The sequence below is a fragment of the Citrobacter sp. Awk 4 genome (assembly GCF_028069725.1).
Lineage (GTDB): Bacteria > Pseudomonadota > Gammaproteobacteria > Enterobacterales > Enterobacteriaceae > Citrobacter_D.
Window position 1 is genome coordinate 61764 of sequence record NZ_JANEWG010000003.1, and the last position, 26264, is coordinate 88027.

The following is a 26264-nucleotide window of genomic DNA, read 5'->3' on the forward strand; positions in this document are numbered from 1 at the left end:
AATAATTAGTCAAAGTGTTTAGATGGAATTTTATGCTGCTAAATTAACTTGCACAGCATTAAACCTGCTGGAAAAACAAAAACCGCCGGCACCACCGGATTCTCTGTCGAATCTGGCACATTTCACAATGACTCTCAAAAAAACCAAAAAAACAACCATTTATAACCAATTGATTTAAAATGTATTTTTTACAAACAAACACCGAAAATCCCGAAATGTACAAAAAACAGACTCACACAGAGCATTTTATCGACAAAAAGCGCATAAATAAAAATTTTACGCTAATTGCTAGTTATTATATAGAGATATACTCTATGCAAAAGCGAAAAGGCTTCGCTAATTCACTGCAAGGAAGTATTTAACGACGATTGTTCCCCTTTGACAAGGAGCATTAACATGTTCTCACCGCAGTCACGCTTGCGTCATGCTGTCGCTGACACGTTCGCGATGGTTGTTTACTGTTCTGTCGTGAACATGTTGATCGAGATATTCCTCTCCGGAATGACCTTTGAACAGTCACTTTCATCCAGACTGGTTGCCATACCCGTTAACATCCTTATTGCATGGCCATATGGAATGTACCGCGACCTGTTCATGCGCGTTTCACGCAAGGCAAGTTCAGCAGGATGGGTGAAAAACCTGGCGGATATTCTGGCTTATGTGACTTTCCAGTCGCCTGTTTATGTCGCTATTTTATTGACGGTTGGCGCAGACTGGCATCAGATCACCGCGGCGGTGAGTTCAAATATCGTGGTATCCATGTTGATGGGGGCCGTTTACGGCTATTTTCTCGACTACTGCCGTCGCCTGTTTAAGGTCAGCAGTTACCATCAGGCCAAAGCCTGAGTTATCATTTGCGACTGGCCCCGCCAGTCGCTTGATTAGTTTGAACTGAGTTTTGCTTCGCCAAACAATCCATTCAAATAACGTTCCAGCGCAATACGCGAGCTAAATCCGTGTGGAATACCATAATGCTCGTGCGTTTCGCCCGCTAAATACAGTGGAAATTGCTGGTAGTGATCGCAGGTTTTAATATCCGTTGCCGGCTCTGCCAGTGAAGAACTTCTTTCTTTTAATGTTGGATGAATCACCAATGCGGTTCGTCCCATACGCGCTTCTCGATTCACGTAGACATAATTTTCGCCACGTCGATAACCGTACGCTTTTTGTGTCACTACATCGACGGTAAAGCCCACTTTTTCAAGTACGCGCGCCACCTCATCAGGTCGTAAATACATATATTTTCCTCATCATCTTTTACCGCGGCCTTACCATACCTGATTCAGCATTAGCAGCGCTTTCAGAAAAGTCCATAAACAAACGAATACAGCGTGATGAACGTCGGAAGATAAAATTATGGTCTACACTGAAAGGCACATCGAAATCAATGGAGGATCATATGTTTAACAGACCCAACCGAAACGACGTCGATGAAGATGTACAGGATATTCATAACGATGCCAGCCGATTAGCTGACAGTCTGGAAGAGGTGCTTAAGTCCTGGGGGAGTGACGCCAAAGAGGAAGCGGAGGACGCACGACGCAGGGCGCAGGCTTTGCTGAGAGAGACTCGCGCACGTATGCATGGCCGTACTCGCGTCCAGCAGGCAGCCCGGGATGCCATTGGCTGCGCGGATACGTTTGTACGCGACAAACCCTGGTGCAGCGTAGGTACCGCAGCGGCGGTCGGTATTTTTCTCGGCGCGCTACTGAGTCGGCGTCGCTAAAAAGCCGGTGTGCCGGATGATGACGCCAAAACGTCTTATCCGGCATTGTCTCGCTACGCTATCGCCTGCCTGAGCTGTTGGGCGACCTGTTTTGCCATCGCGGCGGAGGTGATATTGGTAAACGACAGCAGCAATCCGCCCTGCCCTTCCTCCGTTATTCGCCAGCGACTTAACGCCTGAACCGCCAGCCCGGCGTGATTCGCCTTCTCTGCCAGCGCAACGTCATCACCCTCAACTGAAATCACCATCTGGATGCCCCCGTCCTGCGGCACCACGCGAAAGCCCTGTGCTGTTAACGCCTCTTCTATCCAGTGGCGGCGCCCGGCGTAATGCTGACGCATCTTTTTTAAATGTCGCCAGAAATGGCCGTCGCGAATGAAATCCGCCAACGTCAGTTGCCATAACACTGGCACGCTGCAGGCCATCAATGCCGCCTGCTCACGAAATCGCGCGACCTGATTCATCGGCACCACCAGCCATGCCGTGCGCAGCGCCGGAAAGAGTGACTTGCTGAACGTTCCGGCATACACCACACGCTGCGGCGCATCCAGACTTTTCAACGGAGGCAACGGCTTACCGTGGTAGCGGAACTCACTGTCATAGTCGTCTTCGATAATCCACGCCTGTGAACTGGCGGCCCACTCCAGCAGTTGATGGCGACGCGCCAGGGACAGTGACACCCCCAGAGGACTTTGATGCGCGGGCGTTAGCAGGACAAAACGCGCCTGCGGGTAATGACGGATCCCCACCGACACATCCAGACCATCGCCATCGACCGGCACGGGCAACAGTTCAACCCGCTCCTGCTTGATAACCGGGCGAATCAGGGGAAAACCGGGGTCTTCCACCCACATGCCGTCCCCCGGTTGTGCCAGCGCCCGCAGAATGAGCATCATTGAGGAGGCATAACCGGACGTCACAAACACCTGCTCCGGCTGGCACTCAATACTGCGCGATACCCGCAGGTAATCGACAATCGCCTGGCGCAGCACAGCTTCGCCGCAAACCTCGCCCAGCGCCAGGTCAAAACGCGTTTGGGTACGCAGACGACGGCCCATCACGCGTGCCCATATCTCTCGCGGGAAGAGATCCAGCGCGGGTAATCCCATCTGAAAAGGCTGCGGCGTCTGGCTTTCTCCGGCAAAAAAAGCGGGCGCGGCATGCGGTTTCTCCAGACGCAGATGCCCGCTGACAAACGTTCCGGCTTGTCCACGCCGCTCCAGCCAGCCCTGAGCCACCAGCTCACTATACGCATTTTCTACCGTTGAGCGGGATATGCCCAACTCCTGCGCCCACGTGCGGCTGGAAGGCAACCGCGCGCCAGGTTTGAGTTCACCTTGCTCAATAGCATTTTTTAACTGACGGGCGATTTGCTGATAGCGTGGCATCATTATGGTCTGCTTTTTATGTGAGAATATGGCTCTCTTTGACAGTCCATTATAGTGCTACCGTATAGTCATTAAAACGAGGAGAGACACCATGACCACATTACGCCAGCCCTATTATGAACTTAGCCCTGAGGTCTATAACGCGCTGGTTCAGGCGAAAAAAGCACTGGAAAACAGTGCGCTGGACACCACGTTGATGGAATTGATTTATCTGCGTATTTCGCAAATCAATGGCTGTGCGTTTTGCCTTGAGATGCACAGCAAAGCGCTGCGTCAATCCGGTGTTGAGCAGACCAAACTGGATGCGCTGGCGGGCTGGCGGGTAAGCCACCGTTTCAGCGAACAGGAGCGCGCGGCGCTGGCCTGGGCTGAATCCGTCACGGATATTGTCGGCACTCGCGCCGAAGATGAGGTTTATCTGCCGCTGCTTGACCATTTTAGCGCCAGAGAGGTAAGCGATCTGACCTTTGCCATTGGCCTGATGAACTGCTTTAACCGTCTGGCTGTGAGCATGCGGATGTAGCTTTTGCTGCCTGGTGGCGCTATCGCTTTTCAGGTCTACAACAGTGCGCCTGTCGTAAGCCGGATAAGATGCTTGCGTCACCCTTCCGGCAATTTACACCAATAACGCCCCTTCCCCGCTGAGCGATTCAGTGGGGAGTAATCCATCTGAAATTCCCATATCTTGTATGGTTGAATCTTTTTTCAACTACATCTAGTATTCTTTTTATCACAACACACACAACCCGACGCCTATCTTCGCGCCGTTCTTTTATTTTAATGAGAAATACGAATCATGCGCATTACTATTTACACTCGTGATAATTGTGTTCAGTGCCACGCCACGAAACGGGCGATGGAAAGCCGTGGATTTGATTTTGAGATGGTGAACGTCGACCGGCTTCCTGATGCAGCAGAAGCCCTGCGAGCACAGGGTTTTCGCCAGTTGCCGGTCGTGATTGCCGGGGAAACCAGCTGGTCTGGATTCCGCCCCGACATGATCAACCGTCTGCGCGCAGAACCCCGCGTATGAACCCGCTCGTTTACTTCTCCAGCAGCTCCGAAAATACACACCGCTTTATGCTGCGTTTGGGGTTGCCCGCCATCCGTATCCCGAACGATGAGCGGGAGCGGATCCGCGTGGATGCACCTTACCTTCTGGTGGTGCCCTCTTATGGCGGCGGAGGCACTGCGGGCGCGGTCCCCCGGCAGGTGATCCGTTTCTTAAACGATGAACACAATCGGGCATTCATTCGCGGCGTTATTGCCGCCGGCAACCGCAATTTCGGTGAAGCATATGGCCGCGCTGGAGACATCATTTCACAAAAATGCGGCGTGCCCTGCCTGTATCGCTTTGAGCTAATGGGAACGCCAGCCGATATCGACAACGTCCGAAAAGGAGTGGAAGCATTTTGGCAACGACAACCACAGAACGCGTGACGCCGACAACCACGGATCATCACGCCCTGAATGCCATGCTGAATCTGTATGACAAAGCGGGCCATATTCAGTTCGACAAAGACCGCCAGGCGGTAGAGGCATTCATTACCACGCATGTGAAACCCAACGCCGTGGCATTCGCCAGCCAGGATAAGCGGCTGGATTATCTGTTACGTGAAGGCTATTACGATGACCACGTGCTCAACCGCTATGCCCGCGCGTTTGTGGTAGCGCTGTTTGTGCGGGCGCACGCCAGCGGTTTTCATTTCCAGACGTTCCTCGGCGCATGGAAGTTCTACACCAGCTACACGTTGAAAACCTATGACGGTAAATGCTATCTGGAAGACTTCGAAGACCGCGTCACGATGGTGGCGTTGACGCTGGCGCAGGGTGACGAAACGCTAGCGATCCAGCTCACTGAGGAAATGCTCTCCGGCCGCTTTCAGCCTGCGACGCCAACCTTTTTAAACTGCGGGAAGCGCCAGCGCGGTGAACTGGTCTCCTGTTTCCTGTTGCGCATTGAAGACAACATGGAGTCGATTGGGCGGGCGGTAAACTCGGCGCTTCAGCTGTCTAAACGCGGCGGCGGCGTGGCGTTTTTACTCTCTAATTTGCGGGAAGCTGGCGCACCGATTAAGCGTATTGAAAACCAGTCTTCGGGTGTGATCCCCATAATGAAAATGCTGGAAGATGCCTTCTCCTATGCCAACCAGCTTGGGGCACGCCAGGGGGCCGGCGCAGTCTGGTTGCACGCCCATCATCCGGATATTCTGCGTTTTCTTGATACCAAACGTGAAAATGCCGACGAAAAAATCCGCATCAAAACGTTGTCGCTTGGCGTGGTGATCCCGGATATCACTTTTCAGTTAGCCAAAGAGAACGCCGAAATGGCGCTGTTCTCACCCTATGACGTGGAGCGCATTTACGGTAAGCCGTTTGGCGATATTGCGGTTAGCGAGCTGTACCATGAGCTGGTTGCCGACCCACGCATCCGTAAAAAAACCATTAACGCCCGCGACTTTTTCCAGCGCCTTGCGGAGATCCAGTTTGAGTCCGGCTATCCGTACATCATGTATGAAGACACGGTCAATCGCGCCAGTCCCATTGCCGGGCGTATTAATATGAGCAATCTGTGCGCGGAGATATTGCAGGTCAACAGCGCATCTACCTATGACGAAAATCTGGATTACGCGGATACCGGTCACGATATCTCCTGTAACCTCGGTTCGCTGAACATTGCTCACACCATGGACTCACCCGATTTTGGCCGCACCGTGGAAATCGCTGTTCGCGGTCTGACGGCGGTATCGGAGATGAGCCATATTCGTAGCGTCCCCTCCATTGAAGCAGGAAACGCCGCCTCACATGCCATTGGCCTCGGGCAAATGAACCTGCACGGCTATCTGGCGCGGGAAGGGATTGCTTATGGCTCTGTGGAGGGTCTGGACTTCACCAATCTCTATTTCTACACCGTCACCTGGCATGCATTGCATACCTCGATGTTGCTGGCGCGCGAACGCGGTAAAACCTTCGCCGGATTTATGCAATCCCGCTATGCCAGCGGCGACTATTTTGCGCAGTATCTGCACGGTGACTGGCAGCCAAAAACCGCGAAAGTGCGGGCGCTGTTTGCCCGCGCGGGCGTCACGTTACCGACCCGCGAAATGTGGTTACAACTGCGTGATGATGTGATGCGCTACGGTATCTATAACCAGAATATACAGGCGGTGCCGCCGACCGGTTCGATCTCCTACATCAACCATGCAACATCCAGTATTCATCCCATTGTGTCGAAAGTGGAGATCCGCAAGGAAGGCAAAACCGGTCGGGTTTATTATCCGGCGCCGTTTATGACCAACGAGAATCTGGAGATGTACCAGGACGCCTATGAGATTGGTCCACAGAAAATTATCGATACCTATGCTGAAGCCACAAAACATGTCGATCAAGGGCTATCGCTGACGCTGTTTTTCCCCGATACCGCCACCACCCGCGATATCAACAAAGCGCAGATCTACGCCTGGCGCAAAGGGATCAAGACGCTCTATTACATCCGACTACGCCAGATGGCGCTGGAAGGCACTGAAATTGAAGGCTGCGTGTCATGCGCGCTGTAAAGGAGAACGAAGTGAAACTATCACATATCAGCGCCATCAACTGGAACCAGATCCAGGACGATAAAGACCTGGAAGTTTGGAACCGCCTGACCAGCAACTTTTGGCTGCCCGAGAAGGTGCCGCTGTCTAACGATATGCCGGCCTGGCAGTCGCTGAGCGCTGTTGAACAGCAACTAACCCTTCGCGTCTTCACCGGCTTAACTTTACTCGATACCATTCAGAATATCGCGGGCGCGCCCTCATTGATGGCGGATGCGTTGACCCCGCATGAAGAAGCGGTGCTGTCGAACATCAGCTTTATGGAGGCAGTACATGCCCGTTCGTACAGTTCAATCTTCTCGACATTGTGTCAGACCAAAGACGTCGACGCCGCTTATGCCTGGAGTGAGTACAACGAACCGTTACAGCGTAAAGCAGACATTATCCTGACTTGTTACGCTGGCGAGGAGCCGCTGAAGAAGAAAATTGCCAGCGTATTTCTGGAATCATTTCTGTTTTACTCCGGCTTCTGGCTCCCGATGTATTTTTCCAGCCGCGGCAAACTGACCAACACCGCCGACCTGATCCGTCTGATCATTCGTGATGAAGCGGTCCACGGCTATTACATTGGTTATAAGTACCAGAAAGGGCTGGAGAAATGCTCAGAATTGGAACGTGAATCGCTGAAGGATTTTGCCCTTGAACTGCTGATGGAACTGTATGACAACGAAGTCCGCTATACGGCAGAACTGTACGCGGAAACTGGCTGGGTTGAGGAGGTCAACGCCTTCCTTTGCTACAACGCCAATAAAGCCTTAATGAACCTGGGATATGACACATTGTTTCCGGCAGAAATGGCCGACGTTAATCCGGCCATTCTTGCCGCGCTGTCACCGAATGCCGATGAAAATCATGATTTCTTCTCCGGTTCGGGATCATCCTATGTCATGGGCAAAGCAGTAGAAACCGAAGATGAAGACTGGGATTTCTGACAAGAGATATTGAGGTAAATATCACTATGATAATTGCGCTAATATTTTTAATGAGATCACATTTTTGTCATTCCATTATTATTGTGTGATCTACGCTCAATATCTTGCACATTACCCGCCTGAATTATGGCAATTCAGGCGCATTTCAATGCTCCTTACAAAAAAATATTAGCCTGTCATCACTGGCGCTCAGCCCTTATATCATGGGAAATCTCGCAGGATGACATTCCATTGCATTAACATCATTAACAAATTCAGGGTTGTCTCAGATTCTCAGTATGTTAGGGTAGAAAAAGGTCACTATTTCCATTAGGTAACATATAGACATATATAAATAACAGGAACCATTCTATTGCATGGCAATTAAATTAGAAGTTAAAAATCTCTATAAGATATTTGGTGAGCATCCACAGCGAGCTTTCAAATATATTGAAAAAGGACTTTCAAAAGAGCAGATTCTGGATAAAACGGGGCTATCGCTTGGCGTTAAAGACGCCAGTCTGGCCATTGAAGAAGGCGAGATATTTGTCATCATGGGATTATCCGGATCGGGTAAATCCACAATGGTACGCCTTCTCAATCGCCTGATTGAACCCACCCGCGGGCAAGTTCTGATTGACGGTGTCGATATTGCAAAAATATCCGACGCAGAACTTCGCGAGGTGCGCAGAAAAAAGATTGCGATGGTCTTCCAGTCATTTGCGTTAATGCCGCATATGACAGTACTGGACAATACCGCATTCGGCATGGAATTAGCTGGTGTGGCTGCGAATGAACGTCGGGAAAAAGCACTCGATGCATTACGTCAGGTCGGACTGGAGAATTATGCCCACGGCTACCCGGATGAACTTTCCGGGGGCATGCGTCAGCGTGTCGGTCTCGCCCGCGCATTAGCCATCAATCCTGACATCTTATTAATGGATGAAGCCTTCTCGGCTCTCGATCCGTTAATTCGTACTGAGATGCAGGATGAACTGGTAAAACTGCAGGCGAAACATCAGCGAACCGTGGTCTTTATTTCCCATGATCTGGATGAAGCGATGCGTATTGGCGACAGGATTGCCATTATGCAAAATGGTGAAGTCGTACAGGTCGGGACACCGGATGAGATTCTGAATAATCCGGCAAATGATTATGTCCGCACTTTCTTCCGTGGCGTTGATATTAGTCAGGTGTTCAGCGCGAAAGATATTGCTCGCCGCAGCCCGGTAGGATTAATTCGCAGAACCCCAGGTTTCGGTCCACGTTCTGCGCTGAAATTATTAGAGGATGAAGATCGCGAATTTGGCTACGTCATTGAACGCGGAAATAAGTATGTCGGTGTGGTGTCAATTGACTCCTTAAAATCGGCATTAAGTCAGGCGCAAGGCATTGACGCGGCATTGATCGAACATCCATTAGCCGTAGATGCGCAAACCCCACTCAGCGAATTGCTTTCTCATGTTGGTCAGGCGCCCTGCGCTGTACCGGTCATCGATGAGGAACAACAATATGTCGGCATCATTTCAAAACGCATGCTGCTACAGGCATTAGATCGCGAGGGGGCAAACAATGGCTGATCAAACCAATCCGTGGGATACCGCACCGGCGGCAGAGAGCGCCGCACAATCAGCTGACGCCTGGGGCAGTGCGCCTGCCAACGGCGGAGGCGCAGACTGGCTGAACAGCGCGCCTGCGCCAGCGGCGGAACATTTTAATATTATGGATCCGTTCCATAAGACGCTGATCCCGCTGGATAGCTGGGTCACAGAAGGGATCGACTGGGTTGTCACCCATTTCCGCCCCGTCTTCCAGGGCATTCGTGTCCCGGTGGATTACATTCTTAACGGTTTCCAGCAACTGCTGCTGGGCATGCCCGCACCGGTGGCAATCATCGTTTTTGCGCTGATTGCCTGGCAGATTTCCGGGCTCGGGATGGGCGTCGCGACGCTGATTTCGCTGATCGCCATTGGCGCTATCGGTGCCTGGTCGCAAGCGATGATTACGCTCGCGCTGGTGCTCACCGCCCTGCTGTTCTGCGTTATTATCGGGTTACCGATGGGGATCTGGCTGGCGCGCAGTCCGCGGGCGGCGAAGATAGTCCGTCCACTGCTGGATGCGATGCAGACCACGCCAGCGTTCGTCTATCTGGTGCCGATTGTCATGCTGTTTGGTATCGGCAACGTACCGGGCGTGGTGGTAACGATAATTTTTGCTTTGCCGCCAATAGTACGTCTGACCATTCTGGGGATAAACCAGGTCCCGGCAGATCTGATTGAGGCCTCGCGCTCGTTTGGCGCCAGTCCGCGTCAGATGTTGTTCAAAGTTCAGCTACCGCTGGCAATGCCCACCATTATGGCGGGGGTTAACCAGACGCTGATGCTCGCCCTCTCCATGGTCGTTATCGCCTCCATGATTGCCGTTGGCGGACTGGGTCAAATGGTTCTGCGCGGTATCGGTCGTCTCGATATGGGACTGGCCACCGTCGGCGGGGTTGGCATTGTGATCCTCGCCATCATTCTGGATCGTCTGACGCAAGCCGTGGGGCGCGATTCGCGCAGCCGTGGTAATCGCCGCTGGTATACCACCGGTCCTGTTGGGCTCTTTACCCGCCCTTTCATCAAGTAACTCCTCTGTTGCCCGGTAGCGCTACGCGTACCGGGCCTTCGAATCATTAAGGAACAACGATGCGACATCACATTCTTTTTGCCACAGCGTTTGCCACCCTTGTCTCTACCAGCACTTTCGCTGCCGACCTGCCAGGCAAAGGCATTACCGTTCAACCGGTACAGAGCACCATCACAGAAGAAACATTCCAGACGTTACTGGTCAGCCGCGCGCTGGAAAAACTCGGTTACACCGTCAATAAACCGAGTGAAGTCGATTACAACGTGGGCTATACCTCCATTGCCTCTGGCGATGCTACGTTTACTGCCGTGAACTGGCAGCCGCTGCATGATGATATGTACGCCGCGGCGGGTGGAGACAAGAAGTTCTATCGCGAGGGGGTATTTGTCACCGGCGCCGCCCAGGGTTATCTGATCGACAAAAAAACCGCCGAACAGTACAACATCACCAATATCGCGCAACTGAAAGACCCGAAAATCGCCAAAATCTTTGATACCAATGGCGACGGCAAAGCGGACATGATGGGCTGCTCACCGGGCTGGGGCTGTGAAGCCGTCATCAATCACCAGAACAAAGCCTTTGATCTGGAAAAAACCGTCGATGTCAGCCACGGTAATTATGCCGCGATGATGGCCGACACCATTACCCGTTTTAAAGAAGGCAAACCGGTGCTTTATTACACCTGGACGCCATACTGGGTGAGCGACGTGATGAAACCGGGTAAAGATGTGGTCTGGTTACAGGTGCCCTTCTCTTCCCTGCCTGGCGAGCAAAAAGATATCGACACCAAACTGCCGAATGGCGCTAACTACGGCTTCCCGGTGAACACCATGCACATCGTCGTGAATAAAGCCTGGGCAGAGAAAAACCCGGCGGCGGCGAAACTGTTTGCCATCATGAAACTGCCGCTGGCGGACATTAACGCCCAGAATGCGATGATGCATGAAGGCAAAGCCTCTGAAGCCGACGTACAGGGTCACGTAGACGGCTGGATCAAAGCTCACCAGCAACAATTTGACGGCTGGGTGAAAGAAGCGTTGGCTGCGCAGAAGTAATGTAAATGGTGTACCGGATGACAACGCGCCATCCGGTACTATTACCGCTCCCCGAAACAGCACGATCCATCACCTGAATTTATTTTCATTCGTTATGATTGTTGTCACTTAATCCAAACATACTGATAACAATGAATAACCCTACTCATCAACTCAGTCCGGCGCTGATTGTCCTGATGTCTGTCGCCACCGGTCTGGCGGTCGCCAGCAACTATTACGCGCAGCCGCTGCTCGACACCATCGCCCGCACGTTTTCGCTTTCTGCCAGTTCCGCCGGATTTATCGTCACAGCCGCACAGTTGGGTTATGCCGCCGGGTTATTGTTGCTGGTTCCGCTGGGCGACATGTTTGAACGCCGGACGTTGATCGTCTCGATGACACTGCTGGCGGCAGGCGGCATGCTGATCACTGCCAGCAGCCAGTCGCTTGCGATGATGATCCTGGGAACGGCGCTCACCGGATTATTCTCGGTCGTCGCACAAATTTTGGTCCCTCTGGCCGCCACGCTCGCCACGCCGGATCAGCGCGGTAAGGTGGTCGGCACCATCATGAGCGGTTTGCTGCTGGGGATTTTACTGGCACGGACCGTCGCCGGACTGCTCGCTAATCTCGGCGGCTGGCGAACCGTATTCTGGGTCGCCTCTGTCCTGATGGCGATGATGGCTATCGCGCTGTGGCATGGCCTGCCGAAGATGAAATCGGAAACCCATCTCAACTATCCGCAGCTGTTAGGCTCCGTATTCAGCCTGTTTCTCCACGACAAACTGCTGCGCACCCGCGCGCTGTTAGGATGCCTGACCTTTGCCAATTTCAGCATCCTCTGGACGTCAATGGCCTTTTTGCTTGCAGCAGCGCCGTTTAACTATTCCGAAGGGATGATTGGTCTGTTTGGTCTGGCCGGTGCCGCCGGTGCGTTGGGCGCACGGCCTGCTGGTGGTTTTGCCGATAAAGGGAAATCCCATCTTACGACGACCATCAGCCTGTTGTTGCTGCTGCTCTCCTGGCTGGCAATCTGGTATGGACACACCTCCGTGCTGGCGCTGATTGTCGGTATTCTGGTGCTGGATCTTACGGTTCAGGGCGTACACATCACCAACCAAACGGTGATCTACCGAATTCACCCGGATGCGCGTAACCGTCTGACGGCGGGTTACATGACCAGCTATTTTATCGGCGGTGCCGCCGGTTCACTAATTTCGGCATCCGCCTGGCAGCATGCAGGATGGACAGGCGTTTGTCTGGCGGGTATGACTGTAGCCGTCCTTAACCTGCTGGTCTGGTGGCGAGGTTTTCATCGACAAGAAGCTGTAAATTAAGCAGACGCTAAGCGTTTATGGCTGTTTGGGCACCTTAGGGTGTTAAGGTGCCCCCCAGTCTGTTAAGGTTATTAAAATTATTTACCCTGATTATTTTACATCGGTGACGAATCACAAAATTCTATGGAAAGCCCTGTCCCCCTGTCAGATCCCAGTCCGGCGATGTTCGCTGAGGGATGTGAAGACAGCGTACCGAGAGTCATCAGCGGTAACCCGCCCGCGTTTGCGTTTGGCCTGAATCCTACCCGCCAGGGGTTTCTCCCCGCCGGGATCACGTCAGGTTTCATGCCTCCCGTACTGTTTATTCGTTGTTTGCTCGTTCCCTACATCGTTGCGTTTCCCGGACTATGGATTAGCCCGGGAAAAACGAACGATTTTATAGTTCGTAAGAATTATTTTACTTTAATAATACATTTACTTTATTTGTCACCGTCGTTACTATATCGGCTGAAATTAATGAGGTCATGCCCAAATGGATAGTTCGTTTACGCCCATTGAACAAATGCTAAAATTTCGCGCCAGCCGCTACGAAGATTTCCCATATCAGGAAATTCTTCTGACCCGTCTTTGCATGCATATGCAGGGCAAGTTGCTGGAAAACCGCAATAAGATGCTGAAAGCTCAAGGGATTAACGAGACGTTGTTTATGGCGTTGATTACGCTGGAGTCTCAGGAAAACCACAGTATTCAGCCTTCGGAACTGAGTTGTGCGCTCGGTTCTTCCCGTACTAATGCAACACGAATCGCGGATGAGTTAGAAAAACGCGGTTGGATCGAACGCCGTGAAAGCGATAACGACCGTCGTTGTTTGCACCTGCAATTGACTGAAAAGGGGCATGATTTTTTGCGTGAGGTTCTCCCTCCTCAGCATAACTGCCTGCATCAGCTCTGGTCATCTCTCAGCACCGCCGAAAAAGATCAGCTTGAGCACATCACGCGTAAACTCCTGACCCGTCTCGATCAGATGGATAAGGATGGTGCCGTTCTTGAGGCCCTACGCTAACGCGTCGACACGCTCAAACATCCAGATTTATAAAAGAAAAAACTGACAGGCCAGCACGTGACACTGCTGGCCTTTCTGACAGACAGGTCGGCTCAGCCGATGTGAAAAAATAAGATCGTGGAGAACAACATGAGCGCAAATGCGGAGACTCAAACCCCGCAGCAATCGGTTAAGAAGAATGGCAAACGTAAAAGTCTGCTTATCCTTCTCACCTTGCTCTTTATTATTATTGCCGTGGCATATGGGATTTATTGGTTTTTAGTACTGCGTCATGCCGAAGAGACCGATGATGCGTACGTGGCAGGGAACCAGGTGCAAATCATGGCGCAGGTATCAGGCAGTGTGACGAAAGTCTGGGCTGATAATACTGACTTTGTCAAAAAAGGTGATGTGCTGGTCACGCTCGATCAGACCGATGCCAAACAGGCGTTTGAAAAAGCCAAAACCGCGTTAGCCTCCAGCGTGCGTCAAACACACCAGTTAATGATCAACAGCAAGCAGTTGCAGGCGAGCATTGAGGTGCAGAAAACTGCGCTGGCCCAGGCGCAAAGCGATTTTAATCGCCGTGTTCCGCTGGGTAACGCCAACCTGATTGGTCGCGAAGAGTTGCAACACGCGCGTGATGCTGTTGCCAGCGCTCAGGCGCAACTGGACGTTGCGATTCAACAATATAACGCCAATCAGGCGATGATCCTCGGTAGTCGACTGGAAGATCAGCCCGCGGTGCAACAAGCGGCGACTGAAGTCCGCAATGCATGGCTGGCGCTGGAACGTACGAAAATTGTCAGCCCGATGACCGGATACGTTTCTCGCCGCGCCGTTCAACCTGGCGCCCAAATTAGCCCGACCACGCCGCTGATGGCGGTCGTTCCGGCGAACAATCTGTGGGTCGATGCCAACTTTAAAGAAACTCAGCTGGCGCATATGCGCATTGGCCAACCGGCCACCGTCATCAGCGATATTTACGGCGATGACGTGAAATATACCGGGAAAGTCGTCGGTCTCGATATGGGAACAGGCAGCGCCTTCTCGCTGCTCCCTGCGCAAAATGCGACCGGCAACTGGATCAAAGTCGTGCAACGTCTGCCAGTGCGTATTGAACTGGATGCGCAGCAACTGGCGCAACATCCTCTGCGCATTGGTTTATCGACATTAGTGACGGTAGATACCTCAAATCGCGATGGGCAGGTGTTGGCAAGCCAGGTGCGTACAACCCCAGTTTCTGAAAGCGATGCACGGGAAATCAGTCTCGCTCCGGTCAATAAACTGATCGAAGAAATCGTCAAAGCCAACGCGGGTTAATCCTGAGGTGCGTGTGATGCAACAGCAAAAACCGCTGGAAGGCGCACAGCTCGTCATTATGACGATCGCGTTGTCGATGGCAACGTTCATGCAGGTTCTGGACTCCACCATTGCTAACGTGGCGATCCCGACTATCGCCGGAAACCTTGGCTCTTCGTTGAGCCAGGGAACATGGGTGATCACCTCATTCGGGGTGGCAAACGCCATTTCGATTCCGATCACCGGATGGCTGGCAAAACGCGTCGGCGAAGTGAAGCTGTTTATGTGGTCCACTATCGCCTTTGTCATTGCGTCGTGGGCCTGCGGCGTCTCCAGCAGCCTCAACATGCTGATCTTCTTTCGTGTGATACAGGGGATTGTCGCCGGGCCATTAATTCCGCTTTCTCAGAGCCTGTTGCTGAACAACTATCCGCCCGCCAAACGCTCCATCGCCCTGGCGTTATGGTCGATGACGGTGATTGTCGCGCCGATTTGCGGCCCAATTCTCGGCGGTTATATCAGCGATAACTATCACTGGGGTTGGATCTTCTTCATTAACGTGCCTATCGGCGTGGTGGTCGTCCTGATGACGCTGCAAACCCTGCGTGGACGGGAAACTCGCACCGAGCAGCGGCGGATTGATGCCATCGGCCTGGCGCTATTAGTGGTCGGGATCGGTAGCCTGCAGATTATGCTCGACCGCGGCAAAGAGTTGGATTGGTTTGCCTCGCAGGAGATTATCATTCTGACCGTGGTCGCCGTTGTCGCCATCAGCTTCCTGATTGTCTGGGAGCTGACAGACGATAACCCCATTGTCGATCTCTCGCTGTTTAAGTCGCGAAACTTCACGATAGGATGTCTGTGTATCAGTCTGGCCTATATGCTCTACTTCGGCGCTATCGTTCTGCTGCCGCAGTTGTTGCAGGAAGTGTATGGCTATACCGCGACGTGGGCAGGTCTGGCCTCCGCGCCGGTGGGGATTATTCCGGTGATCCTGTCGCCGATTATCGGACGCTTCGCGCACAAGCTGGATATGCGCAGGCTGGTCACGTTCAGCTTTATTATGTACGCCGTCTGCTTCTACTGGCGCGCATACACCTTTGAGCCGGGCATGGATTTCGGCGCATCGGCCTGGCCGCAGTTTATTCAGGGCTTCGCCGTGGCTTGCTTCTTTATGCCGCTGACAACCATCACCCTTTCCGGCTTGCCGCCTGAGCGTCTGGCGGCGGCGTCGAGTTTGTCGAACTTTACGCGAACGCTGGCGGGTTCCATAGGTACTTCAATTACGACCACCATGTGGACCAGCCGCGAGTCCATGCACCATGCACAGTTAACCGAGTCAGTGAATCCGTATAACCCTAATGCGCAGGCCATGTACGATCAGCTCCAGGGCCTGGGGATGACACAACAGCAGGCCTCCGGCTGGCTGGCCCAGCAGATAACCAGCCAGGGGCTGATTATTTCTGCCAATGAAATTTTCTGGATGTCAGCGGGGATATTTCTGGTGTTGCTCGGACTGGTCTGGTTCGCCAAACCGCCCTTTGGTGCGGGCGGCGGCGGCGGCGGTGCACACTAATAGAATACAAAAAGGGCCTGAGAAGGCCCTTTTTTATTGCCCGGTGGCGCTTTGCTTACCGGGCCTACATCAGCGCTACGCTGTACCAGCCTGCATGACAACTGCTAGATATGCAGTTCCTGCAGCTTCTCTTTTGGCAGGGCCAGCTCTTCATTGCTGTTCACGCGAACATCACGCTCCAGAATATGACGCGCGATCTCCTGCGCTTCGCTCAGAGAGTGCATCTGATACGTACCGCACTGGTAGACGTTCAGTTCCGGGATCTGGTTTTGATCCTGCACTTTCAGCACGTCCGCCATTGCCGCTTTCCAGGCATCCGCCACACGCTGCTCGTCCGGCGTACCAATCAGGCTCATATAGAAACCTGTACGGCAGCCCATCGGGGAGATGTCGATGATCTCAACACCGTTACCGTTAAGGTGGTTACGCATAAAGCCCGCAAACAGATGCTCCAGCGTGTGAATGCCCTTTTCCGGCATCACTTCTTTGTTTGGGATGCAGAAACGCAGATCAAACACGGTAATGGCGTCGCCATGCGGAGTGTTCATCGTTTTCGCGACCCGGACTGCAGGTGCTTCCATCCGGGTATGATCGACAGTGAAGCTATCTAACAACGGCATTTAGCCACCTCCGAGAATTATTTTAAAAATAAATGAACTCTTTGTTCCAGGGCGAGTCTGAGTATGTGAAAGACGCGCATTTGTTATCATCATCCCTGTTTTCAGAGATGAAATTTTGGCCACTCCCGAGTGGCCTTTTTCTTTTCTGTCAGGCGTGCTTTTTCAGCCACTCTGCAAACGACTCGGTATCTGCCGCCTCAACATCCTGCTGACGACGTTTCGATGCCTCGCGTTCGGCAATAAAGTCCTGCTCCTGCAAGACTTCCAGCGGCTCTTCACGCAGCAAATTACGATAAGCCTCGCCCAGCGCTTTGCCTGTTCCGCCAATCCCTGTGTCAATCATAGACCGCAGGATACGTGCCGAGAACGTCAGTTCCGGATTATCGAAGCAGGCGACCAGTTCATCGCACACTTTCTGATAATCCTCTCCACCGTGGATGCTGTCCAGCGTTTGCGCCACGCGTTTCAGATCGTGGAACAGGTCTTTACCGACTTTCGGCAGCGGGAACTGCGCCGTTTGGCAGCCAATACCTAATGTCAGACCCGGCTTACGTCCTTCCAGAATCACCCGATTCCAGTTAGTGCGCGTACACAGGAGCTCGTCGCTGCTCATTTCCGGCGCATCCGCCAATACGCACCAGACCATAAACAGATCAAGGAAACGCACCTGCTGCTCGTCCACGCCAATCGGCGAGAACGGGTTAATATCCAGTGAACGCACCTCGATATACTCAATACCGCCGCGCAAAAGCGCATCTGACGGCGATTCGCCACTACGCGTCACACGCTTCGGACGAATTGGCGCATAGAGTTCGTTTTCAATCTGCAGAACGTTATTGTTGATTTGCAGGCGCTTGCCGTCTTTCTCCAGGCCAATCTCCGCATACTCCTCGGAAGGCGTTTTGATCGCGCGTTTTAATCCTGCCACATACTCATACAGATCGTTAAACGTAATACCGAGATTGCTTTGCGACTTATTGGTATAACCGAGATCACTTAAACGCAGAGACGTTGCATAAGGCAGGTAATACATGCCGCAGTCCGTTTTTTCAAACGGCAGCGTGGTCGGTTTTCCCTGCAGGAACGAAGAGCAAATCGCCGGAGACGCGCCAAACAGGTACGGGATCACCCAACCAAAACGGTAATAGTTACGAATCAGACGGAAATAACCTGCGGAGATTTTTTCTTTCGCATCTTCGCCTTCCGTTACGCCACACTTCGCCTGCCAGAACGCCATCGGCAACGAGAAGTTATAATGCACGCCAGAGATGGTTTGCATCAACGCGCCGTAGCGGTTCTTCAACCCTTCGCGATACAGCGTTTTCAGACGACCGATGTTAGAGGTGCCATACTGCGCCAGTTCGATATCCTGCCCTTCGGCAATATAGCAAGGCATGCTCAGCGGCCACATCCGCTCATCGCCCAGGTTTCTGGCCGTGAAACGATGCAGATCGCGCATCAATGTCAGCATATGTTGAATATCGCCATCAACCGGAGTGATAAACTCCAGCAGCGCTTCAGCAAAGTCGGTGGTTATCCATTTATGCGTCAGCGCAGAGCCTAACGCCTCTGGATGGCCCGTTGTTGCTAACGTGCCATCAGCATTAACACGCAGTGTTTCGCGCTCTAGCCCGCGCTGAATCCCCTTCAACGCCTGAGGATGCTTTTCCAGCCAGGCCAACGCCTGTGATACGTCCGGGATCAAATTGACCTCCCGCCTGTCAAAATCGTTTTAATTAGCATAATTGTAATGGTGACTCTGGGTGTCTATCTACAATTAGTGCCACCACATCATGCCCTGAAGAGTAGCCGCTGCGACCACAACATAGCGCAACGTTTTACCAAGACATAAAAAAAAGAGCACTGGCCCCCATGAAATGCGCATCCATCCCGCCAGTAAGCACAGTAAATCCCCCACGACCGGCATCCAGCTTAGTAGCAGTGTGACTGCGCCATAACGTTTAAGCCAGCCCGTGGCTTTTTCTTGCCAGCGCGACGTTTTACGTAACGGGAAGAAACGCCCAAGGATAACGTTAGTTAACCCCCCAAGGCTATTACCCATTGTTGCTGTTAAGACTAAGAGCCAGGGCTGACTGACCCCGGAAACTAGCATCGCAGCTAAAACAACTTCTGAATTTCCGGGCAATAGCGTGGCGCTGAGAAAACTACTGGCAAACAGGGAAAGGAGCGACAGTCCATCACTCACAATAATCGAACGTCCACCGCATCCATCCCCGCTGCACGTGCCGCCTGCAGCCCAAAATCAGCATCTTCAAACACCACACATTGCGCAGGAATCACGCCCATACGTTCCGCGCACAGCAAGAACGTATCAGGGGCAGGTTTGTGATGCTGAACATGATCAGCCGCGACGACAGCATCAAAATAGCGACGTAAATCCAGGTGAGCCAACAACGCTTCAGCGATAGCGCTTTCGCTACCGGTTCCCACTGACATCGGGCGACGGCCATACCAGGCCTTCACCACATCAACCAAAGGCAACGGTTCGGCGCTGTCCAGCAGCATGCTTTTTACCGTATCGGTTTTTTCTCGCGCCAGCGAATGAGGGTCAAGATCGGCGTGATTGAGCTCAATGATCGACTGAGCAATGCGCCAGGTTGGGGAGCCGTTGAGTGCGACCATTGCCTGAAGATCAAAACGAAGGCCGTAGCGCCCTAATACTTCGCTCCACGCCTTACGGTGCGTCGGTTCAGTATCCAGGATGGTGCCATCCATATCAAAAATCAAACCCGCATAGCGTTCGTACATTGCGTTCTCACAAACCTAATGATCAGACGTTACTTTATCGTAATTGATTGATTTTGTCGCTGATGGAAAGAGTGAGGATTGTTCAGTGTGTGAAGCAAAGAAGTGTTTGTATGAAGAAGGGAAATGTTTTGCAGAAAATGGTGCTTGCGACAACTTCGCAGACCATGAAGAAAAACTGGCTATTATTTCAGAGAAGATGGTGCATCCGGGAGGATTCGAACCTCCGACCGCTCGGTTCGTAGCCGAGTACTCTATCCAGCTGAGCTACGGATGCATCAGGGAACTGCTGATTTACTACTGATACTTCTGAGAGAATGGTGCATCCGGGAGGATTACTCGGCTGCGCCTCGCCCTGCAGGCCGTTGCTGAAGCAACGTTATCCTCCCTGGTTCCTACGATATTCTCGCAGACCATGAAACAACAAACCGGTTGTTATTTCTGAGAAGATGGTGCATCCGGGAGGATTCGAACCTCCGACCGCTCGGTTCGTAGCCGAGTACTCTATCCAGCTGAGCTACGGATGCATCAGGGAACTTATTTTACTGCTGATATTGATATCGCCACAAAAGCCATATCAAGTAAGAGATGGTGCATCCGGGAGGATTACTCGGCTGCGCCTCGCCCTGCAGGCCGTTGCTGAAGCAACGTTATCCTCCCTGGTTCCTGCGATATTCTCGCAGACCATGAAACAACAAACCGGTTGTTATTTCTGAGAAGATGGTGCATCCGGGAGGATTCGAACCTCCGACCGCTCGGTTCGTAGCCGAGTACTCTATCCAGCTGAGCTACGGATGCATCAGGTAAACTTACTTTACTGCAGATTTTTGATACCGCTGCTAAAGCCGTATCAAGTAAGAGATGGTGCATCCGGGAGGATTCGAACCTCCGACCGCTCGGTTCGTAGCCGAGTACTCTATCCAGCTGAGCTACGGATGCAAATGGCGGTGAGGCGGGGATTCGAACCCCGGATGCAGCTTTTGACCGCATACTCCCTTAGCAGGGGAGCGCCTTCAGCCTCTCGGCCACCTCACCACACGCCTCTTACGAGTGCTTCGGAGAACTCGTTAAAAGCTCTTCGTCGCTGCGTGGCGCACATATTACTTTCTGGGACTTATAAGTCAAACAATTTTTCCTGCACTTTTATCGTTTGCACACTTCACGCGCAATTAGTCTGCAAAAACGGCAAAAAGAGTGTTTTATCAACAAGCAAATCAGTATTTAACGCGCTTCACTGAGAGGCAAAAAAACGAGGTGAACGAAAAAGCCGGTCGGTAAACGGAAAGACAGAATGAGAAAATGGCGCGTGTGAGATAAAAAAGAGGGTTTAGAGCGGGAATCAGGTAGCGCCTCACCGAACGAGATGAGACGCGAAAACCTTAGTAACTGGACTGCTGGGATTTTTCAGCCTGGATACGCTGGTAGATCTCTTCACGATGGACAGAGACTTCTTTCGGGGCGTTTACGCCAATGCGTACCTGGTTGCCCTTCACCCCTAAAACTGTCACGGTGACCTCATCTCCAATCATGAGGGTCTCACCAACTCGACGAGTCAGAATCAGCATTCTTTGCTCCTTGAAAGATTAAAAGAGTCGGGTCTCTCTGTATCCCGGCATTATCCATCATATAACGCCAAAAAGTAAGCGATGACAAACACCTTAGTGTAAGCAGTCACGGCATCACATTCTGTTAAACCTAAGTTTAGCCGATATACACAACTTCAACCTGACTTTATCGTTGTCGATAGCGTTGATGCGAGCGCCGTAAATCGAGGTCTACAGCGCTCGCTAACGCTTATTGTTATTACAGTTTTGCGCTGACCCAGCCTTTCACACTGGCTAACGCTGCAGGCAGAGCCGCAGCATCCGTACCACCGGCTTGCGCCATGTCCGGACGACCACCACCTTTACCGCCCACCTGCTGAGCGACCATACCTACCAATTCTCCGGCTTTCACACGGTCAGTCACATCCTTAGACACGCCCGCAATCAGAGAAACCTTACCTTCAGCGACCGTTGATAAAACGATGACCGTCGACCCCAGTTGATTTTTCAGACCATCAACCATGGTACGCAGCATTTTCGGTTCAACACCCTCAAGCTCGCTAACCAGCAGCTTCACGCCGTTGATATCAACCGCTTTGCTGGAAAGATTCGCACTCTCCTGCGCCGCAGCCTGTTCTTTCAACTGCTGTAACTCTTTTTCGAGCTGACGCGTACGTTCCAGTACAGAACGAACCTTGTCACCCAGATTCTGACTGTCGCCTTTCAGCAGCTGTGCGATATCGTTTAAGCGATCGCTTTCCGCATGCAGAGTCGCGATTGCACCTTCACCGGTGACCGCTTCAATACGGCGAACACCTGCCGCAGTGCCGGACTCGGAAACAATGCGGAACAGACCGATATCCCCGGTACGGCTAGCGTGCGTACCGCCACACAGCTCGGTAGAGAAATCGCCCATGCTCAGTACGCGAACACGATCGTCATACTTCTCGCCAAACAGCGCCATTGCCCCTTTCGCTTTCGCAGCTTCCAGATCCATGACATCGGTTTCAACCGGCAGGTTGCGACGAATCTGCGCATTCACCAGGTCTTCCACTGCACGGATTTCTGACGGTTTCATGGCTTCATTATGGGAGAAGTCGAAACGCAGAATTTTATCGTTAACCAGAGAACCTTTCTGCGCCACATGCGTGCCCAGAATCTGGCGCAATGCCGCATGCATCAGGTGCGTTGCGGAGTGGTTCAGACGAATACGCGCACGGCGCACATCATCCACATCGGCCTGCACGCCGTCGCCCACTTTCAGAGAACCCGCAGAGAGCTTACCGATATGACCAATCGCCTGACCGTATTTCTGCGTATCGCTCACCGCAAATGCGAAGCCTGCGCCTTTCAGTTCGCCTTTATCGCCAACCTGACCGCCGGATTCAGCGTAGAACGGAGTCTGATCCAGAACGACAACCGCTTCCTGACCTGCGTTAATCACATCCACCGCTTTACCATCAACGAACAGCGCGGTGACTTTGCCGTTCAATTCCAGATGGTCGTAGCCTTTAAACTCTGACGCGCCATCAACGCGAATCATCGCATTGTAGTCCGCGCCAAAACCGCTGGCCTCACGCGCGCGACGACGCTGTTCTTCCATAGCGGCTTCAAAGCCTGCTTCGTCAACTTTGATGTTGCGCTCACGGCAAACGTCCGCCGTCAGGTCAACCGGGAAGCCGTAAGTGTCATACAGACGGAAAGCCGTTTCGCCGTCCAGCGTGTCGCCGGTCAGTTTCGCCAGTTCGTCGTCCAGCAGCGCCAGGCCACGCTCCAGCGTGCGGGCAAACTGCTCTTCTTCGGTTTTCAGAACTTGTTCAACCTGAGCCTGCTGACGCTTCAGCTCTTCACCTGCAGAACCCATCACCTCTACCAGCGGGCCAACCAGCTTGTAGAAGAACGTCTCTTTCGCACCCAGCATGTTGCCGTGACGAACCGCACGACGAATGATACGACGCAGCACATAGCCACGGTTTTCGTTCGACGGGACAACACCATCGGCAATCAGGAATGCACAGGAGCGGATATGGTCAGCGATTACGCGCAGCGACTTATTGTTGAGGTCAGTCGCGCCAGTGACCTTCGCTACCGCCTTAATCAGCGTGCTGAACAGGTCAATTTCATAGTTGGAGTTAACGTGTTGCAGCACAGCCGCAATACGTTCCAGCCCCATACCGGTGTCCACAGAAGGCTTCGGCAGCGGTTCCATGGTGCCGTCAGCCTGACGGTTGAACTGCATGAAGACGATGTTCCAGATCTCAATGTAGCGATCGCCATCTTCTTCTGCGCTTCCCGGAGGGCCGCCCCAGATATGGTCGCCGTGGTCATAGAAAATCTCGGTGCACGGGCCGCACGGACCGGTGTCACCCATCTGCCAGAAGTTATCAGACGCATACGCCGCACCTTTGTTATCACCAATGCGGATGATACGTTCGCGCGGAATGCCGACTTCTTTTTCCCAGATTTCAAAGGCTTCATCGTCAGTTTCGTAGACGGTTACCCACAGGCGATCTTTTGGCAGGGCAAACCAGTTTTCACCGGTCAGAAGCTCCCACGCATATTGAATCGCGTCGTGTTTGAAGTAGTCGCCGAAGCTGAAGTTGCCCAGCATTTCGAAGAAAGTATGGTGACGTGCAGTGTAACCGACGTTTTCCAGATCGTTGTGTTTACCACCCGCACGCACGCAACGCTGCGAGGTCGTTGCGCGGGAATAATTACGCTTGTCGAGCCCAAGGAAAACATCCTTGAACTGGTTCATCCCGGCGTTGGTAAACAACAAAGTTGGGTCATTGTTTGGAACCAGGGAGCTGCTGGCAACTACCTGATGTCCCTTACTATGGAAAAAGTCGAGAAACGCCTGACGGATCTCAGCGGTGCTCTTGCTCATAATTATCCTGAAATCAATCTACACTTCATCCTTCAAACCGCCTCTGCGTTGGCTGCGCTTGTTCACCCTACTCACTTACTCCAGTAAGCTCCTGGGGATTCACTCACTTGCCGCCTTGATGCGGCTTGAAAGATTTTGTGTATTTAAGGAATATTCGTCGCAGACGTAGGTCGTCATAAAACAACCCTCGCCTGAACGGAAAAAAGTGGGAATAAGATAAGTTTTCTTTACGGGGAAGTAAAATCCCGTATGCGCTCAATCATCAAAATTTCGCCATATATCCTGAATATCTTCCATCAGGTAGCCACGATAGAGCAAAAAACGTTGAATCTTTACTTTTTCTGAAAAGTCTGTCGGCAGAGGTTCGCCGTATTTTCGAAAAGCCTGGTCGCGCGCACGCTCACACCAGTCAATCTCGCATTCACGCATGGCTTTTTCCGTTGCTTCCCGTGCGATGCCTTTCTGATTCAGTTCCTGGCGAATACGCGCCGGACCATAACCCTTGCGGCTACGACTGGCGATAAAGCGGGCGACAAACCGAGTGTCATCAAGATAATGGTGTTCATAGCACCAGGCGATAACCCGTTCATAGTCCTCTGCAGTCGCATCGATCTCCTCCGGCCCATTTTTGCCCATCACCGGCGCAGAGAGCTTTCGGCGCAACTCTTGTTCACTGTGGTCACGCACCGCCAGAATACGAACGGCACGATCCAACAGACGGGAATAAGCGGGTCGGCGCGGTGTAGATTCGCTCATAACAACCTTCGAAAAATAAAATGCAAAAAGGGCCGCATAAATGCAGCCCTCTGATTGTATGCCGGATATAACGCCAGAGCGTCACCATCAGGCAGAGTAACGATTAAAAATCTTCGTTGGTTTCCGCAACGTCTGCACCATCATCAACAGAGAAATCTGGCGTTGAATCCTGGTTGTTCAGCAGCATTTCGCGTACTTTTTTCTCGATTTCTTTCGCCGTCGCCGGATTCTCTTTCAGCCAGTTTGTCGCATTCGCTTTGCCCTGACCGATCTTCTCGCCGTTATAGCTGTACCAGGCGCCGGCTTTCTCGATCAACTTCTCTTTCACGCCCAGATCAACCAGTTCGCCATAGAAGTTGATGCCTTCACCGTAGAGGATCTGGAACTCAGCTTGTTTAAACGGTGCCGCGATTTTGTTCTTCACGACTTTAACGCGGGTCTCGCTCCCGACCACGTTGTCGCCCTCTTTCACCGCGCCAATACGACGGATGTCCAGACGAACAGAAGCGTAGAATTTCAGCGCGTTACCACCGGTGGTGGTTTCCGGGTTACCGAACATCACGCCAATTTTCATACGGATCTGGTTGATGAAGATCAGCAGCGTATTGGACTGTTTCAGGTTACCTGCCAGCTTACGCATTGCCTGGCTCATCATACGTGCCGCGAGACCCATGTGAGAGTCACCAATTTCGCCTTCGATTTCCGCTTTCGGCGTCAGCGCCGCAACGGAGTCGACCACGATAACGTCAACGGCACCCGAACGCGCCAGCGCGTCACAGATTTCCAGCGCCTGCTCACCGGTATCCGGCTGAGAACACAGCAGGTTGTCAATGTCGACACCCAGTTTACGGGCATAAATTGGGTCCAGCGCGTGTTCTGCATCGATAAACGCACAGGTTTTACCTTCACGCTGCGCGGCGGCGATAACCTGCAGCGTCAGGGTTGTTTTACCGGAAGATTCCGGTCCGTAAATCTCGACGATACGCCCCATCGGCAGACCGCCCGCACCCAGCGCGATATCCAGTGAAAGCGAGCCGGTGGAGATAGTTTCCACATCCATGGAACGGTCTTCACCCAGGCGCATGATGGAGCCTTTACCGAATTGCTTTTCGATCTGGCCCAGTGCTGCCGCCAACGCTTTCTGTTTGTTTTCGTCGATAGCCATTATTACTCCTGTCATGCCGGATGAAACCGGATAATGAATTCTGTTC

The 26264-nt window shown here is 52.5% G+C and carries 24 protein-coding genes and 5 tRNA genes; 14 read left to right on the forward strand and 15 right to left on the reverse strand.

The window, feature by feature from the left end; genetic code table 11:
• Positions 1 to 396 precede the first annotated feature (396 nt).
• Positions 397 to 846, forward strand: coding sequence for an L-alanine exporter AlaE (gene alaE, locus NNO04_RS01740; protein ID WP_162382855.1), 450 nt, complete (start codon positions 397 to 399; stop codon positions 844 to 846).
• A 35-nt stretch (positions 847 to 881) separates the two neighbouring features.
• Here alaE and NNO04_RS01745 read toward each other — a convergent pair whose 3' ends face one another.
• Positions 882 to 1238: a DUF2002 family protein gene (locus NNO04_RS01745; protein ID WP_271443205.1), complete on the reverse strand. Its 357-nt coding sequence runs from the start codon at positions 1236 to 1238 to the stop codon at positions 882 to 884.
• A 161-nt stretch (positions 1239 to 1399) separates the two neighbouring features.
• Between NNO04_RS01745 and NNO04_RS01750 the strand changes: the two genes are divergently transcribed.
• Entirely contained in the window at positions 1400 to 1726 is a 327-nt protein-coding gene (locus tag NNO04_RS01750) for a DUF883 domain-containing protein (RefSeq protein ID WP_271443206.1), read from the forward strand.
• Between the two features lie 53 nt (positions 1727 to 1779).
• On the opposite strand, the gene pdxR is transcribed toward NNO04_RS01750, so the two are convergent.
• Positions 1780 to 3114, reverse strand: a complete 1335-nt coding sequence (pdxR, locus tag NNO04_RS01755) for a MocR-like pyridoxine biosynthesis transcription factor PdxR (RefSeq protein ID WP_271443282.1) — start codon at positions 3112 to 3114, stop codon at positions 1780 to 1782.
• 91 nt (positions 3115 to 3205) lie between these two features.
• On the opposite strand from pdxR, the gene NNO04_RS01760 reads away from it, so the two are divergent.
• From NNO04_RS01760 to emrB, 12 genes are all read left to right on the forward strand, one after another.
• On the forward strand, positions 3206 to 3637 hold the full coding sequence (locus NNO04_RS01760) for a carboxymuconolactone decarboxylase family protein (RefSeq protein ID WP_271443207.1): 432 nt from the start codon (positions 3206 to 3208) through the stop codon (positions 3635 to 3637).
• A 273-nt stretch (positions 3638 to 3910) separates the two neighbouring features.
• Positions 3911 to 4147, forward strand: coding sequence for a glutaredoxin-like protein NrdH (gene nrdH / locus NNO04_RS01765; RefSeq protein WP_271443208.1), 237 nt, complete (start codon positions 3911 to 3913; stop codon positions 4145 to 4147).
• Complete coding sequence (gene nrdI / locus NNO04_RS01770) at positions 4144 to 4554, forward strand: class Ib ribonucleoside-diphosphate reductase assembly flavoprotein NrdI (RefSeq protein ID WP_271443209.1); 411 nt, start codon at positions 4144 to 4146, stop codon at positions 4552 to 4554. Before nrdH ends, nrdI begins: the two co-directional genes overlap by 4 nt.
• The gene (nrdE, locus tag NNO04_RS01775; RefSeq protein ID WP_271443210.1) at positions 4527 to 6671 is read left to right on the forward strand and encodes a class 1b ribonucleoside-diphosphate reductase subunit alpha; all 2145 of its coding nucleotides are present in this window, start codon (positions 4527 to 4529) and stop codon (positions 6669 to 6671) included. Before nrdI ends, nrdE begins: the two co-directional genes overlap by 28 nt.
• Positions 6672 to 6682: 11 nt before the next feature.
• Positions 6683 to 7642 carry a class 1b ribonucleoside-diphosphate reductase subunit beta gene (gene nrdF / locus NNO04_RS01780; RefSeq protein WP_271443211.1) on the forward strand — a complete coding sequence of 320 codons (960 nt, stop codon included), beginning with the start codon at positions 6683 to 6685 and terminating at the stop codon, positions 7640 to 7642.
• 356 nt (positions 7643 to 7998) lie between these two features.
• Entirely contained in the window at positions 7999 to 9201 is a 1203-nt protein-coding gene (gene proV, locus NNO04_RS01785) for a glycine betaine/L-proline ABC transporter ATP-binding protein ProV (protein WP_271443212.1), read from the forward strand.
• Positions 9194 to 10249 (forward strand): glycine betaine/L-proline ABC transporter permease ProW, encoded by a 1056-nt coding sequence (gene proW, locus NNO04_RS01790; protein ID WP_271443213.1) that lies wholly within the window; start codon positions 9194 to 9196, stop codon positions 10247 to 10249. Before proV ends, proW begins: the two co-directional genes overlap by 8 nt.
• 59 nt (positions 10250 to 10308) lie before the next feature.
• Positions 10309 to 11304, forward strand: coding sequence for a glycine betaine/L-proline ABC transporter substrate-binding protein ProX (gene proX / locus NNO04_RS01795; RefSeq protein WP_271443214.1), 996 nt, complete (start codon positions 10309 to 10311; stop codon positions 11302 to 11304).
• 131 nt (positions 11305 to 11435) lie between these two features.
• Positions 11436 to 12620, forward strand: coding sequence for an MFS transporter (locus NNO04_RS01800; RefSeq protein WP_271443215.1), 1185 nt, complete (start codon positions 11436 to 11438; stop codon positions 12618 to 12620).
• A gap of 472 nt (positions 12621 to 13092) precedes the next feature.
• The gene (mprA, locus tag NNO04_RS01810; protein ID WP_271443216.1) at positions 13093 to 13623 is read left to right on the forward strand and encodes a transcriptional repressor MprA; all 531 of its coding nucleotides are present in this window, start codon (positions 13093 to 13095) and stop codon (positions 13621 to 13623) included.
• Between the two features lie 129 nt (positions 13624 to 13752).
• A complete protein-coding gene (gene emrA, locus NNO04_RS01815) occupies positions 13753 to 14925 on the forward strand; it encodes a multidrug efflux MFS transporter periplasmic adaptor subunit EmrA (RefSeq protein WP_271443217.1) in 1173 nt (390 codons plus the stop codon).
• 16 nt (positions 14926 to 14941) lie between these two features.
• Entirely contained in the window at positions 14942 to 16480 is a 1539-nt protein-coding gene (gene emrB, locus NNO04_RS01820; RefSeq protein WP_271443218.1) for a multidrug efflux MFS transporter permease subunit EmrB, read from the forward strand.
• Positions 16481 to 16584: 104 nt separating this feature from the next.
• On the opposite strand, the gene luxS is transcribed toward emrB, so the two are convergent.
• From luxS to recA, 13 genes are all read right to left on the reverse strand, one after another.
• Complete coding sequence (gene luxS, locus NNO04_RS01825; RefSeq protein WP_060569134.1) at positions 16585 to 17100, reverse strand: S-ribosylhomocysteine lyase; 516 nt, start codon at positions 17098 to 17100, stop codon at positions 16585 to 16587.
• A 148-nt stretch (positions 17101 to 17248) separates the two neighbouring features.
• Complete coding sequence (gene gshA / locus NNO04_RS01830) at positions 17249 to 18805, reverse strand: glutamate--cysteine ligase (RefSeq protein ID WP_271443219.1); 1557 nt, start codon at positions 18803 to 18805, stop codon at positions 17249 to 17251.
• Positions 18806 to 18877: 72 nt separating this feature from the next.
• The gene (locus tag NNO04_RS01835; protein WP_271443220.1) at positions 18878 to 19306 is read right to left on the reverse strand and encodes a YqaA family protein; all 429 of its coding nucleotides are present in this window, start codon (positions 19304 to 19306) and stop codon (positions 18878 to 18880) included.
• On the reverse strand, positions 19303 to 19869 hold the full coding sequence (gene yqaB / locus NNO04_RS01840; RefSeq protein ID WP_271443221.1) for a fructose-1-phosphate/6-phosphogluconate phosphatase: 567 nt from the start codon (positions 19867 to 19869) through the stop codon (positions 19303 to 19305). Before yqaB ends, NNO04_RS01835 begins: the two co-directional genes overlap by 4 nt.
• Before the next feature lie 197 nt (positions 19870 to 20066).
• Positions 20067 to 20143: transfer RNA gene (locus NNO04_RS01845), tRNA-Arg, on the reverse strand.
• A 173-nt stretch (positions 20144 to 20316) separates the two neighbouring features.
• A tRNA-Arg gene (locus tag NNO04_RS01850) sits at positions 20317 to 20393 on the reverse strand.
• Between the two features lie 194 nt (positions 20394 to 20587).
• Positions 20588 to 20664: transfer RNA gene (locus tag NNO04_RS01855), tRNA-Arg, on the reverse strand.
• A 64-nt stretch (positions 20665 to 20728) separates the two neighbouring features.
• Positions 20729 to 20805, reverse strand: a tRNA-Arg gene (locus NNO04_RS01860).
• 3 nt (positions 20806 to 20808) lie between these two features.
• Positions 20809 to 20901, reverse strand: a tRNA-Ser gene (locus tag NNO04_RS01865).
• A 344-nt stretch (positions 20902 to 21245) separates the two neighbouring features.
• A complete protein-coding gene (csrA, locus tag NNO04_RS01870; protein ID WP_000906486.1) occupies positions 21246 to 21431 on the reverse strand; it encodes a carbon storage regulator CsrA in 186 nt (61 codons plus the stop codon).
• A 238-nt stretch (positions 21432 to 21669) separates the two neighbouring features.
• Complete coding sequence (alaS, locus tag NNO04_RS01875; protein WP_271443222.1) at positions 21670 to 24297, reverse strand: alanine--tRNA ligase; 2628 nt, start codon at positions 24295 to 24297, stop codon at positions 21670 to 21672.
• 255 nt (positions 24298 to 24552) lie between these two features.
• Positions 24553 to 25053, reverse strand: a complete 501-nt coding sequence (recX, locus tag NNO04_RS01880) for a recombination regulator RecX (RefSeq protein WP_271443223.1) — start codon at positions 25051 to 25053, stop codon at positions 24553 to 24555.
• A gap of 103 nt (positions 25054 to 25156) precedes the next feature.
• The gene (gene recA, locus NNO04_RS01885) at positions 25157 to 26218 is read right to left on the reverse strand and encodes a recombinase RecA (RefSeq protein WP_162381890.1); all 1062 of its coding nucleotides are present in this window, start codon (positions 26216 to 26218) and stop codon (positions 25157 to 25159) included.
• Positions 26219 to 26264: the final 46 nt, after the last annotated feature.

Bases quoted from the DNA above. Each gene is read 5' to 3' on its own strand.
- emrB (WP_271443218.1), top strand. From the start codon at position 14,942: ATGCAACAGCAAAAACCGCTGGAAGGCGCACAGCTCGTCATTATGACG.
- alaS (WP_271443222.1), bottom strand. From the start codon at position 24,297: ATGAGCAAGAGCACCGCTGAGATCCGTCAGGCGTTTCTCGACTTTTTC.
- NNO04_RS01750 (WP_271443206.1), top strand. From the start codon at position 1,400: ATGTTTAACAGACCCAACCGAAACGACGTCGATGAAGATGTACAGGAT.
- NNO04_RS01760 (WP_271443207.1), top strand. From the start codon at position 3,206: ATGACCACATTACGCCAGCCCTATTATGAACTTAGCCCTGAGGTCTAT.
- proW (WP_271443213.1), top strand. From the start codon at position 9,194: ATGGCTGATCAAACCAATCCGTGGGATACCGCACCGGCGGCAGAGAGC.
- nrdI (WP_271443209.1), top strand. From the start codon at position 4,144: ATGAACCCGCTCGTTTACTTCTCCAGCAGCTCCGAAAATACACACCGC.
- nrdH (WP_271443208.1), top strand. From the start codon at position 3,911: ATGCGCATTACTATTTACACTCGTGATAATTGTGTTCAGTGCCACGCC.
- mprA (WP_271443216.1), top strand. From the start codon at position 13,093: ATGGATAGTTCGTTTACGCCCATTGAACAAATGCTAAAATTTCGCGCC.
- proV (WP_271443212.1), top strand. From the start codon at position 7,999: ATGGCAATTAAATTAGAAGTTAAAAATCTCTATAAGATATTTGGTGAG.
- recX (WP_271443223.1), bottom strand. From the start codon at position 25,053: ATGAGCGAATCTACACCGCGCCGACCCGCTTATTCCCGTCTGTTGGAT.
- NNO04_RS01800 (WP_271443215.1), top strand. From the start codon at position 11,436: ATGAATAACCCTACTCATCAACTCAGTCCGGCGCTGATTGTCCTGATG.
- luxS (WP_060569134.1), bottom strand. From the start codon at position 17,100: ATGCCGTTGTTAGATAGCTTCACTGTCGATCATACCCGGATGGAAGCA.
- proX (WP_271443214.1), top strand. From the start codon at position 10,309: ATGCGACATCACATTCTTTTTGCCACAGCGTTTGCCACCCTTGTCTCT.
- NNO04_RS01745 (WP_271443205.1), bottom strand. From the start codon at position 1,238: ATGTATTTACGACCTGATGAGGTGGCGCGCGTACTTGAAAAAGTGGGC.
- recA (WP_162381890.1), bottom strand. From the start codon at position 26,218: ATGGCTATCGACGAAAACAAACAGAAAGCGTTGGCGGCAGCACTGGGC.
- csrA (WP_000906486.1), bottom strand. From the start codon at position 21,431: ATGCTGATTCTGACTCGTCGAGTTGGTGAGACCCTCATGATTGGAGAT.
- yqaB (WP_271443221.1), bottom strand. From the start codon at position 19,869: ATGTACGAACGCTATGCGGGTTTGATTTTTGATATGGATGGCACCATC.
- pdxR (WP_271443282.1), bottom strand. From the start codon at position 3,114: ATGCCACGCTATCAGCAAATCGCCCGTCAGTTAAAAAATGCTATTGAG.
- emrA (WP_271443217.1), top strand. From the start codon at position 13,753: ATGAGCGCAAATGCGGAGACTCAAACCCCGCAGCAATCGGTTAAGAAG.
- alaE (WP_162382855.1), top strand. From the start codon at position 397: ATGTTCTCACCGCAGTCACGCTTGCGTCATGCTGTCGCTGACACGTTC.